General features: G+C 38.0%; 9 protein-coding genes and 2 pseudogenes. 10 read left to right on the top strand and 1 reads right to left on the bottom strand.

Annotation, left to right across the window (positions count from 1 at the left end; genetic code table 11):
* The first annotated feature begins 213 nt into the window (after positions 1 to 213).
* The gene (locus ACHUFZ_RS05635) at positions 214 to 1,188 is read left to right on the top strand and encodes a porin (RefSeq protein WP_394126269.1); all 975 of its coding nucleotides are present in this window, start codon (positions 214 to 216) and stop codon (positions 1,186 to 1,188) included.
* Between the two features lie 239 nt (positions 1,189 to 1,427).
* Positions 1,428 to 1,603, top strand: a pseudogene (tdh, locus tag ACHUFZ_RS05630) (L-threonine 3-dehydrogenase); the annotation flags it as partial.
* A 113-nt stretch (positions 1,604 to 1,716) separates the two neighbouring features.
* On the opposite strand, the pseudogene ACHUFZ_RS05625 reads toward tdh, so the two are convergent.
* Positions 1,717 to 2,269: pseudogene (locus ACHUFZ_RS05625) on the bottom strand (transposase); the annotation flags it as partial.
* Between the two features lie 188 nt (positions 2,270 to 2,457).
* Between ACHUFZ_RS05625 and ACHUFZ_RS05620 the strand changes: the two are divergent.
* The 8 genes from ACHUFZ_RS05620 to ACHUFZ_RS05585 all read left to right on the top strand — a co-directional run bounded on the left by ACHUFZ_RS05620 (position 2,458) and on the right by ACHUFZ_RS05585 (position 12,520).
* On the top strand, positions 2,458 to 3,030 hold the full coding sequence (locus ACHUFZ_RS05620; protein WP_394126268.1) for a hypothetical protein: 573 nt from the start codon (positions 2,458 to 2,460) through the stop codon (positions 3,028 to 3,030).
* A 66-nt stretch (positions 3,031 to 3,096) separates the two neighbouring features.
* Positions 3,097 to 3,627, top strand: a complete 531-nt coding sequence (locus ACHUFZ_RS05615) for a hypothetical protein (protein ID WP_394126267.1) — start codon at positions 3,097 to 3,099, stop codon at positions 3,625 to 3,627.
* Positions 3,624 to 6,386, top strand: a complete 2,763-nt coding sequence (locus ACHUFZ_RS05610) for a CS1-pili formation C-terminal domain-containing protein (protein ID WP_394126266.1) — start codon at positions 3,624 to 3,626, stop codon at positions 6,384 to 6,386. The genes ACHUFZ_RS05615 and ACHUFZ_RS05610 overlap by 4 nt, the downstream gene beginning before the upstream one ends.
* 1 nt (position 6,387) lies before the next feature.
* A complete protein-coding gene (locus tag ACHUFZ_RS05605; protein WP_394126265.1) occupies positions 6,388 to 7,101 on the top strand; it encodes a hypothetical protein in 714 nt (237 codons plus the stop codon).
* The gene (locus tag ACHUFZ_RS05600; protein WP_394126264.1) at positions 7,052 to 8,176 is read left to right on the top strand and encodes a hypothetical protein; all 1,125 of its coding nucleotides are present in this window, start codon (positions 7,052 to 7,054) and stop codon (positions 8,174 to 8,176) included. The genes ACHUFZ_RS05605 and ACHUFZ_RS05600 overlap by 50 nt, the downstream gene beginning before the upstream one ends.
* A gap of 1 nt (position 8,177) precedes the next feature.
* Complete coding sequence (locus ACHUFZ_RS05595; RefSeq protein ID WP_394126263.1) at positions 8,178 to 8,963, top strand: LysM peptidoglycan-binding domain-containing protein; 786 nt, start codon at positions 8,178 to 8,180, stop codon at positions 8,961 to 8,963.
* Positions 8,964 to 9,038: 75 nt separating this feature from the next.
* On the top strand, positions 9,039 to 11,912 hold the full coding sequence (locus ACHUFZ_RS05590) for an Ig-like domain-containing protein (RefSeq protein WP_394126262.1): 2,874 nt from the start codon (positions 9,039 to 9,041) through the stop codon (positions 11,910 to 11,912).
* 470 nt (positions 11,913 to 12,382) lie between these two features.
* Complete coding sequence (locus ACHUFZ_RS05585; RefSeq protein WP_394126261.1) at positions 12,383 to 12,520, top strand: hypothetical protein; 138 nt, start codon at positions 12,383 to 12,385, stop codon at positions 12,518 to 12,520.
* The last annotated feature ends 179 nt before the right edge of the window (positions 12,521 to 12,699 follow it).

The following is a 12,699-nucleotide window of genomic DNA, read 5'->3' as shown; positions in this document are numbered from 1 at the left end:
GTTTTTGGTGGTGTTGTCCGCACTATGCATTATTATTTCGTATTGGGAGTAAACTGGTAAAAATTCCTGTTTTTCATTAATTGTGTCTATCCTATTAATTTTTAATCTCCAAATGAAATATATATTTATTGAACTTTTCATGGGTTGTATATTTGCACTGAATTGTCGCCATGGGGCGACAATATGAAGAAGATATTATATTTGGTAGTGGCAATGAAAAAAACAATTCTAGCAGTCTTACTGGCAACTTCGGCAACATCTGTAGCTGCAGGTGACATTTATTCTACAGACACGACGAACGTAGCGTTAAAAGGTGAAGTTGATGCGTACCTAGCAACAACTGATATTAAAGGAACTAAGACTGATCTAGACGTGAACGTTTGGGCAAAAGTTCAAATGGATGTGGAGCAAAAACTTACGGAAGACCTAACAAGTTTTGCTTCTTTTGAAATTGAATCTGGCTCATGGTACGACGGTACTAATAATTCGGCAAAATTTGATGATGTCCACATTGGTATTAAATCAGATAACTGGGGTGTTGCAATTGGTGAAGTTGGCGACGTAGCTGACTCTGCAGATGCGATTGAGAAAGACGATATTACCAATGAAGGCAACTACATGGGTTCGGCAGGTGGTCATCACCGCGAATCAAAGGGTAACGGCATTGTTGCAAAGACAAAATTTGGACCAATGACGTTTGTTGCTGATGTTAATACAGCAGAAGATGAAAATACAGATGCTACGTTTGGCTTCTCAGCAGACTACGCTAATGACGTAGTATCAGTGGGTGCATCATTCGTTCAAGGCGAAACAGACGCAAATGAAGATTACGAATTGTATGGCGTATCGGCATCTACCGAGTTCAACGGCCTTTACTTAGCTGCAACTTATGCTGATTTTAAAGGTACTGAAGGCTTTGGTTTCTACAAGACTAGTGCGTATGCGGAAGGCAGTACATTCGGTCTAGCGGCATCGTACAGCATTCAAAAGACCCGAATCTATACAACTTATGCCAACGCTGACGTAGAATCTAATGTAGAAAATGGAAATGTGAGCAACTTTGTAGTAGGTGCTGATTACTCTATTGCGTCAAATATCCTAGCATTCGCAGAATACCAACAAGGTGATGCTGATTGGGCTACTGACGACTCGATGACAGTTGTAACTGGCGTATACTACAGCTTCTAATAACTGTAGTTACCTTTAACTTATAATACCTACAAAAGTCGGGGGGCAAGGATTGCTTCTCGGCTTTTTATTTTGCTTCTTAGACTCTGTTTCCCTGCTAGAAACGGATTCCTGACAATCCTATTGTATCCTTCTCAAAACTAGTCTCTAGTAATTAGTCTCAATAGTAAAATAAGGTATCGATACTAATTAGAATCTAAATGCCCCAAACCGGTCCCATAGAAATTATGTAATTTTCTAAGTCACTAATAGTAAATGATTTTTATTCTATCATGCCCAACATGTTTGAAACTTGGTACAAGATGGCTTCACTGATTTAATCAGGCCTAGATCTAACACCAATCATCACTCACCACTTCAAGGTTGATGACTTCCAAGCGGGCTTTCTGGCAAAGTTATCCTTGATTGGGAATAGGAAAATTTAGGTTCTAATTAGTGAAAGGCGACAGGTCAAACTGTCGCCTTTTTTAGTTTTGAAGTTGATGAAAACCTACGTAATCTGGCAGGCTTATTTAAACCATATATATTCTGACAACCACCAGCTAGATTACGCGGATAACCGTGCTCCCAGAAAGCTGTGCTGAATCAGTGGAACAACTTGTTTGATGCGAACGGATTCTTTACACATCCGAGTGTAATAAGCTCTGCGTCATATATCTCTTGATTCTTCACCAGACTCGGTACTTTCCGTCAGTGCCAGACTTTTTGATTTTCTACTCGTCTTTAGCGTAGACCTCGCGTTCTGTAGCATCAATTGTCGAATTTTTGTTTTGCCTTGAATGCTATGGGGACCATTTTAGCTCGCTTGATAATGTATGAATAATGAAGGCATAACAACGGTAGTTGAACGAGCTTAAAAAATCGAATTGATGACCCCTTAAGACTTCTCAACGGTCTTGAAAATATTCGTTTAACCATAATGATGGCTAAGTCGCTGAAAACCCGAGGGCTTCTACGGTTGATCTGCTTGATTTCCTTCTTAATCAATCAAAAATGGCGGCGAACTGGCATCGATTAATCCTTGGTTATAGTGTTTCCAGTTGGTTGTTTTGTAGTGAGGCCTGGCCGCTAGTCTAAATATTTGAATGAACTTAGCTGATCAGATCGTAGGTTGATGATTTAGTTACCTAATAAAGCTGGGAATGCCACCTTTGTAGCACGTGAAGTGTAAACGTTCGAAGCATGCTAACGAACTAATGTGCGTGTCTAGTAATGTAGGTGAGTTACCAGACGAACATTCTTACTTAGATTTACAGAAAAGGTAAATATATGAAATTTAACAAAATTTATGCAATTGCTTTCATCGCTTTAGGTGCAAATGCTGCTGAGGGTGATACAGCAACGGCTACTGCAAACTGGCAAGGTGTTATCCCTGGTGTAATCCAATCTGACGGATTTTTAATTACTGGCGAAGGGGGTGAGCTGGTTACACCTATCGGTCAGTTAATGCGTGATCAAAATGGCGCAATAATCGCCCCAAACATTCAATTAGAAGCTCGCGATAATACAGGTACAGCTGCCGCTCCTGTCGTTGGTGAATTAGTTTCTACCACTAAACGTGATGACGGTGCTGGCGGTACAGAAGCACGTTCTATCGAGTGGACTATCGCTGATGTGGCGTTTTACGCTAATGGTTCACCAGTTACTAGCATCGAATGGTCAGTACAAAATGAGGGAGTTCAATTAGCTACCGTGTCTTCAACTGGCGTTAAACAAGTTGCGTCGCACACAGGCGATATTCTTCGTTTAAACGCAGTTTCCACATCTAACACAAGTACAATAGATACATATACAGGTCAAGACGCGGCATTATCAGTAACGGTAGTTGCTTCAGAGCTTTAACTTATGAACTAATTTGGGGCAATGTTAATTAAAGTTGCCTCAAATTATTGGGTTAGGAAGTTTTACGTGAGATCTATTTATCTTAGTGCAGCATTAATATTGGTTTTGATGGCACCAAGCACCATTGCCAATTATAAAAGTTATACATTTCAAGTATCGGCCAATATTGATCGATCAAATATGTTGGCAGATACCGTTAGTTTAAAACTCAGCCCTAGTTCGATAACATTATCTTATGACCCTACTATTAGCACGTTTGCTAATAAGCTAATAAAGCTAACTATTGAATCTGACTTTAGCTCATTTGATTCAAAATTGAAAATAAAAAGTTATCAATTATTTCTCTTAAATAACATTTCTAATTGTTACGCATCAACAAAAGCAGAGTTCGGCAATAAGTTAGATGCCTATGAAAATATCGCCAATGTACATATAGACAATAAAGCAGAACCAATGACCATCGGTGAAGCGATTACCTACTCAAATACAACATTTGAATCAAAAACTCATGATCTGATGCTTAAGTTTAAAACTGTAGGTGAGGACGTTAAAAGCTGTAACGGCGCGTTTGTTGTAGGTTTTAGGTATGATATATGAGAGATGTGTGTAAATTGCTGACGTTCTGTTTCTTGATTGTTTCGTTAGATGTTTTATCTATGGGAAACAACGTTCCAGAAGGTTTTGAAGATTTCTTCCTATACCAAAAACAGAACCTTAAGTTCAAACTGCCTAACGGTGACTACCGTGATGTGGTTCTATTGGTTACTTACGATAGTGTAAAGTTAACAGGCGATTCGGCCGAAAATACAAAAATTAAACGTATGTTGCTAGACAACAATGTGAAGGACGAATACACCGAAAAAATTCTAATCGAGTTGAGCAGAGGCATGACGGTTAGGAATAATGAATGTAAAGAACAAGAAATATTAAAATGCGTATTATCACTAACCGACGAAGATTACGCGTGGGTTTTGGATTATGACAACAAGGTTCTATTGCTATTTATTAGTCCCAACTTATTAGATGAAGTTGAGTTTAAGAGTGATGGGGAATATCAACAAACCAAAAAAGACAACCCAGCAACAATTAATCATTTTGCTATTAATTTTGATAAATACGACGGCACTGATTTCAACTATAGCATCAACAACGAAATGATGCTGGGACTGAATTACGGTTACATTCAAAGTGATGTACAATACCAGAGCTATAATGATGAGTTTGATATATACAAGATTGCGTATCATCTCGATTTTGACCGATACAATTTTCGAGTTGGTCAGTTTATTGGTCATGAATCGATGAACAGCACAGATTTCTTGCGTGAAGGTTCAACGTTGAACGGCGTAACTGAGCGTACAATAGACTTAGGTTCATCGGACAACCTACTGTTGGGTAATAAGAATGGGAACAAAGTACTCTATTTTTTCTCGACATCTGTTGGCCGACTAATTGTTAAAAATGCCGACAATGGACGTATTTTATTAAATAGGAACACTGCACCAGGACAACAGTATGTGTCTTATTCTGAGCTGCCATATGGTATTTACGATGTGGTTCTAGAAGTTCGCAATAACGACGATGTGTTATTACGTGAAGAACATACTATTTATAACAAACGTACTGATAATTTAGTAGTTAACGATTACGATTTTTTGCTTTCTGTTGGACAGCTTGAAAGCAAAAACATCGTTGACAATGAAAAAACAAATGAATTGATGTTTGCTCGCGGTCTCACGAGTATAAAGGTACACAACTCGACACTTTTGGGTTTAGGCGTTACAGGTAGTGAGTTAGGGGCAATCGCAACAGCGGGGCTAGCGCTCGATTTGCCCTGGAGTCTTTCTTTGCAGTCAACCTATAACTACGCTAACAGTGGCGAAACCTATTTTAATACTATGTTGAACGTAGCCTTTTTGACGACTTCTTTCCAAGAATATAAAGGTGGGAAAGACAGTAACTTAGCATCTTTATTGTACGGTTATGGCGATTCTAAAAGTGCGTACATTGGTAGTTCATTCAAGTTGTTTAACTTAGGACAAGCAAGGTTAAGTGCCGCGTATAACTTTAACAAAAGCGATGTTACGTCGATTAACTATGAAAATTATAACTTCGCTTTTGGTTTAGGACGTCAAATTAATAACTATATTCGTATGGATATGAGTTTGGGTTACACCACTAACTCCTTGCGGGAACATTTTGAGTTAGACAAACTTGACGGAACTTTTTCCGTGACGATAAATTTAGACCCGCAAGATTTTGTTTCTTATCGTTCAACTGTTCATGGTTATAATCGGCAGATATCATCAATACGAAATTCGTTGTCTGCCTCGTCAATCATAGAGAGAGGAAATTACCGAGATTATGCTGAAGTCAGCCATGTTTATAACAACGTTTCTGAATCTCCGACGAGAATCGATACCTCTTATTCGGCCAATTACAAAAATAATTATTTGCGCGCAAACGGACTAGTGACCGCAGATACACTAGGTAAAAAAGGGGCTTCGCTAGGCTTTGATTCATCACTGATCTTCGCAAACAATAAAGGATACATTACTTCCGATAAAAGTAGCAGTTACAGTATCGTTGATTTGCAACGTTACGGTGGTCGTCAGAGCGCAGATGATAATAAGCTTAAAGCTTATTTGACCGTCAAAGACACTGGAGGTCAAATAAAAAAAGTATCACTTTACAATTACCGAGCGGTTGTTCCAATTGATGATTATCGTGAATACACAATCGAACTAAATACGGACGTCGGTGATTTGCAAAACAACGGTCTCGATTACGCCTCGGGGTATTCGTATCCATCTAGCGTGATTGAGTTGACTACTAGTGTGGGTGTTACCAAAAAAGTTATCTCCGGTTTCAAAGATATCTTTGATAGACCAATTGTAAATCTAAAATGTGATGGCGCTGGTTGTCTAAAGGTTCACAAAATTTATGATGGTGTTTTCGATATCACAATATTTAATAATTTGCCTTTTAATTTAAGATCCGATGGCTTGGTGTGTGACTTGGAAATTTATCAAGAGAAAACCAATTACGGGACTAACTATTGTTTACCAGAGTTAGGGGTGGGCGAATCCATTTTAATATCAGGTCGTCCTAATAGAGATAAGGTTGTTAAATATTTAGGCGAGTATTATAAAGGTTCCAATATATCTGATTTCATATTTAATATCGAAAATTCAGATATACAATTTCATATGCTAGACAAGCGCGATCGAATCGCGATCTATGTATCTTATAGAGATAAAGTCCTTCTCTCCGATAAACAGTTAGAAGGTATGGATATTCTTCTAAAATTCGCTAGAACAAACAATCCAATAGATATTGGTGAGGTAAGAAAGTAAGATGAAATCTAAATTTTCAATTGCTACGTTTTTTTGTCTTTTCTCGACATTATCCAACGCTGTGTACCTTGATAAAATGTTACAGGTTTCGGATGATAACGGGAATGCTTCGTTTATCGTTACCAATGACAAAAATATGAACTATTTCGTCGAAACGAAAATCAATGAAATTGTCACCACCGAAGATGGAGCGTTAATTCGAAAACCTTACACACGAAAAAATTTAGTTGAATGGACTGTTGCTGTCAGTAACCCCAAGTTTATTATTGAACCGGGTCGAACAAAAATTCTTGGTATTCGAGCAATCTGCGGGGATATATGTTCATGGGATCAAGACCGTACATATGAAATTGTATTTGTTCCAAAGCCGTATGCTAACGATTATGAACAGGGTGAACAGTCGGTGAATATTTTTGTTGGATATGCGCCTGTATTGATTGTTCCAGCTAAAGAACCGAAGGTCGATTATGACATTAACGTTACAGGAAGAAATCTATCTATCCATAACAAAAGTAACACTATGCTACGATTTTTAGTTGATAACTGTCAAGGTGTAAAGGACAGCTCTTGTAGAGTTTTCTACACGTTGATAAAAGGTAGAAAAAAGAACTTTGAATTACCAAATAGTCTTGTAGACAAAAGGCTTAATGTCACGGTGCTAAACCATGACGAAAGCTATCGAGATAAAATTATCATTCGTCCTGAAGGTCTTTAATGATGTGTTGTCGCTTATGAGGTATTTAATACTGCTTGTGCTGTCTTTGATATTTAGTGCGTCCGGTAACGCTTTAACGATAAACATCACGGTTAAAGGAGATAAAGTCCGATACGAAAATTCGCGTGACCGTGGGGCTGGTTCTTTCGTCGCAACGACCTCTGAAATTTTTTCTAGCTTAGAGCCAACTAATAAATGGATACCTGCAATTTTAAAGGTAGATAAAGATGTGGTACTTATTGGTCCATCTTCAGAGCAAGTAAATCTTCAAGTGCTTGTCAATGGATTAGAGTATGATTGGGGAAGTTTAAATCATTCAACTGTTATCAATGCTAATTTAGGTTTGGAAGCAGATTACTGTAGCCAAACCAAGACATCAAGCACCATTACAATAACTACCAATTCATTACAATCTTGCATTGCTTCAAAAGCATTAGTAAGCAATAAGAACGCGGGAAATATTCCTTTTTATTTTGTTAGACCGGTATTCGAAGTAAAGGATTTATTAGATGCGTTAAAAGGAAAGTCTGAGGGTGTATATATAGGAAGCGTAAAAGTCCCATTTCGTTATTATTACTACAATAGTATGTCAATACTGACGTATAAAAATCTTTTATTAAATTTGACCTTTAAAGTTAACTATATCCCAGAAGTATTTACTTCTCTGGTTGTGATTCCTGAAAACGGTGGTGTAATGTCTCCTCAATACAGTTATGGTAAAGTAAAAGGTGAAACACGATTTAATATTGAGGTGTTAGGATATTTTAATGCTGGAATCAAAATGAAGATTGATACCTCGAAAGGTTATTACTTAAATCACGAATCTCAAATGGATAGAAACATACCATATTATGTTCGATGTGATATCTGTGAGGATAAAATTATTGTCGGAGATAACGGTAAAGTGACCTCGTCAGTATTAAATAATTCTGGCGTGGTATTGGTTCCAGTGGGAAGTGATAAAACAAAAATTAGCTATTCATTAACAGTTGGTTACAGTGATAAAACGGTCCATGACGTTTCTACTGGAACTTATTCTGATTCCTTTGTCGTGATATTTGGATTAGATTATTAATATGTTTAAAAAAAACATTATAACAATTGCTTCTGTCTTTACGATCACTTGCACTGCTACTGAATATGATGAATTGTTTTATATTTCATCAAGGTTTGATTTTATTGATCAACTCGATTTAGAAGATGAATCTAATTTTGTAATTGCCCATACAATAGATTTTGGTATACCAATTTATAAAACTATGTCCGTAGAGAATACTATTAGATATATAGGTTGGAACTCAGAGGAATTTGAAAGCAACACACTTCAGTATGGCATGTCGTTAAGGGTGGGTTATTCATTCAGCGAGAAAATAAGCTTAGGATTTTCTGGGGGAATCTTGACAGATCTAGATGTGGGGAGTGCCTCTCGTAGCAAAGAAACAAATGCCTACACTAAATTTGATGTGTACTACAGCATCAATAATAATTGGGCTCTTGTTTTGGGCTTTAACCAGTCTTTCAGTTCAAATTATTCGGATCAATACGCTTATAGCCTAGGCGTGAAATATAGGTTTTATGAAAATAAGCATGTTGTAGGCGATGAGTCTGTTTGTGATTGTATTTTTACTGGAAGAAATGTAGTGCAGCCTATATCTTTAAAAATTCCAGATCCTGTTATTGATGAAGTAATGAAACGCACGCTTGATTACGTAGTTAAAGAAGGCGATCATATTTACCAAATATGTAGGCGTTTTAATATGTCTTTTGACGAGTTTGCGAATATGAATCAAACTTTCTTTTTAGATCGAGATGTTGATTATATTTATCCTGGCGAAATTGTAAAAGTAAAATATCCCCAATAACTACAAATAGTAATATGATTATTGTAATTATGAAAATTAAATCGTTTTAATATAACTGGATGTGTGAGAATAATAATGAAAAAATCGTATTTGTCGTTAATAATATTACCTATTACGTTATTGGGGTGTAATGAGAAAGAATATTTTGTTGCCTCTGATGATAGTGATTTAATAGAAAAAACGCCATTGGTTTATACACAAGATAGTATTGTGCGTACCTATACTGACCAAAAAATTACGATTGACTTGAGTGAAAGAAATTCGATTTCAACTAGCGAAGATTTATCAATAAATGATGTTACTAATGTTACGGGCAGCAGCATGTGCGACTCTGTTGTAGTATCGAACATGACATTTGAGTTAGACACCTTTGAAGAACCAACGTTGTGTCAATATCAATATTCGTTGCGCGGTGTTGAGTCAGGAATAACATTCACCAACCCAAGAATGGTGATGAATGTATTGGTTGAAAAGAGAAAGGTGACTATGCCAAATAGCAGGTCACAGATGCGTTCGTTACCTTCCAGCGAACTACCACCAATTCAGGTATCTGTTTCTATGCCTGGAAGCGTGATAAACATCGATTTGAACTCACAACTAGCAAGCGTATACCCGAAAGATAGCGGCGGCAAAAACTACATATTATCAAGCACGATTTTGGTCCTTGGCTCGGGGGAGGTTAAAGCAACAACCGATGTTCTGAATAAAAGCATTGTTGAATACACAAGTGACACTTACGACATAGGTGGCATTACACGATTAATATATTCACTATCTGATGATTTTGATGGTGATGGTGTAGGCGATTTTAAAGTTGGTGCGATTGATATAAGCGTAAGTTCATCTAGTGGCAATAGTAACCCTGAAACTAAGTATTTCCAGTGGACTAATCATGGTATAGACATCAAAGTTGGCAATAAATACACGATCGATGTAATGGATGATATTAGTCCAGAGTGTACTTATGGACGCGAGCCGTCAGATATTAAAGGTAGTTGTATTTATGATTCAGACAACGATTCCCTACAGTTAGTTGGGGTTTACGCGTATGACGCAATTGTTGCGCCCACGAGCCTAATCCTGTTAGATAATACTAAGTTTGATGTAACATTTACTCGCACTGGTATGCATGATATTAACTACCAAGTTAGTGATCACAATGGTGGTTTTGCGACAGGGATCGTTCGTGTCGACGTAAAAGAAAACAGTGCGCCAGTATTAAAAGACAGCCCTTATATTTGGTATGCAAATGAAAATGCAGGAATGTCGATTAACGCCTCAGGCCTAGCAACTGATGTTGATGGAGATACGATAACTTTCAAGTCAGTTACTCAGCCAACATCAGGTAAAGTCAAAGCTAAAATCTCAACGGATAAATCGAAAATACAACTTGACACACAAGTCGATTCTGAAGGCACCCATTTCTTTGATGTTGTGTTGACTGATGGAAATAACGATGTCACTCAGCATTGGGTAGTCATAGTTAATTCAAATACCCATTTATATCTAAAAACTGAATTAGAAAGAACATTTAACGTGGATACGGAGACTCCGTTAACTATCGATATATCGTCATTAATTGAAGGGTACCTCGTTGATGAGAAAGCATCCGTAGAAGTCAAAAGTACGTCAGGTGCACTTTTAGGCAGTGTTAAAGTTTCTACTAATAGTAAACATAAAGTTATTTATACGCCTTTTAGAAATGAAATTGGGGTGGATGATTTCATTTTCGAAGTTAAGACTAACTCAGGAGCAGAAATCGCCGGCAACGTAGTTGTTCATATTGGTAACCCACCAGCTTTAGTCATCTCAGCCATTGAAGCTACTGAGGGAATAAATGATGTCATTACAGCATCGGTTACTTGTGATTATTGTGATGTCAGTAAATACGAATATCAATGGGTGATCGATGGTGAAATGATCTCAAAAGAAAAGTCTTTTACTATTACGCCAGAGCAACGTAGTTACAAAGTGACTCTTTTTGTAGTTGGTTACGATGTGTTTGGCCAAGTTACTTACTCGGTCGGATCATTTGATTTCTTTAAAATTGTGGCTGGTTCGTTCGAACACCCAGCGACAGATTGTCAAGAAATCTTCTGGGAGTATAACTCTCCGTATGTGTTGGTAGCAGATGATGGAGAATACTGGTTGAGAAGTGGCGATAATACATATAGTTATAAAACACAATGCGACATGGTTTCCCAAGTAGAAGCGGATGCCTTGGATAAAACTGTGGGCGGATATACACTCGTTTGGTCATATTCAGAGAGGACTAATCTGCAACGCTTTGGTGGAAATACAACTGTTTTCTCTCAACGAGGAAAAGGAGTAGAGTTTGATGGCTCGTTGTTCCTCAATGGTAGAGGGCTTGTGAATATTAAGAATGGAACTGTTAACTACAACGATTTCCGCATTACTAACTCCGAGTTGCGTACTAAATTTAGTTCAGTGTATTCTCGAGTAACTTATACCTCAGACCCATCATTCAAAACGATAGATAAAGACCCAGATGATACTGTACAAAATTGGTACATGCAGACAACTGATCCGGTAGATATTTACCGCGGTGTAATCAGCTTCGGTGGTAGTGGGGTGATTGGTAAACTCAGAGGGAAACAATTTTCAGGTACGTATAATAGTAGTCGGGTGGTTGATTTAACCGATGGTGATGGCAAGAGCATTGGTAGTATGACGATGTATGGTGGCCCATATGGTTTTCATTATTACGTAAATGAAATCATTTTGGGGGAATATCTGAACAACTATTGGGGTTTTTGGGGGCAGCTAGATCACCAAGTAGATCTATTTGGCCTTTGTACAAGCCCTACCTTGATCCAATTAGCTGGTGTTCAAGCCTACGGTTGTAATGGTGATGCAGCCGGAGCTAAGTCGTACCACGTAACTGTGAATAACGGGGAGGGCTACGTGGCGCAATGGTGGGCTCAGTAATTAATCATCGCTTTGTTTCCTAAATCATCAACCTACGATCTGATCAGGTAAGTTCATTCAAATACTCAGACCAATGGCCAAGTCTTGTTTACGACTTGGCCATCTCCCGTTAATGTCACATTCAAGACAAAAACTAAAGGTTCAATCCAGAATTTGGTAATTGATGCTACCGGCCTGAAGGTGAGTCAACGCAAGCGGTTTAACTCTCCCATCTCTTGTAGTTTCGTTTCAATCGTATCGGTCACCTGATACGCTACCTCTTCGGCCGAAGCTCCTGGGTCGGCATCTACCGAGTTCAACGGCCTTTACTTAGCTGCAACTTATGCTGATTTTAAAGGTACTGAAGGCTTTGGTTTTTACAAGACTAGTGCAGTACATTCGGTCTAGCGGCATCGTACAGCATTCAAAAGACCCGAATCTATACAACTTATGCCAACGCTGACGTAGAATCTAATGTAGAAAATGGAAATGTGAGCAACTTTGTAGTAGGTGCTGATTACTCTATTGCGTCAAATATCCTAGCATTCGCAGAATACCAACAAGTTGATGCTGATTGGGCTACTGACGACTCGATGACAGTTGTAACTGGCGTATACTACAGCTTCTAACAACTGTAGTTACCTTTAACTTATAATACCTACAAAAGTCGGGGGGCAAGGATTGCTTCTCGGCTTTTTTTATGTGTTAGGCAAAGTGAACCCACCTTACCCAGCCCGTAACGTTGAAGCTTTGATTTTAATAATCACTTAATCTAATCATCATTTGATTCGAATAGGGCCTATAAACA

Source organism: Vibrio hepatarius (assembly GCF_043642085.1).
Classification (GTDB): Bacteria; Pseudomonadota; Gammaproteobacteria; order Enterobacterales; family Vibrionaceae; genus Vibrio; species Vibrio hepatarius_C.
Note: the sequence above shows the minus strand (reverse complement) of the source record. Positions and strands in the feature narration are given on the sequence as shown.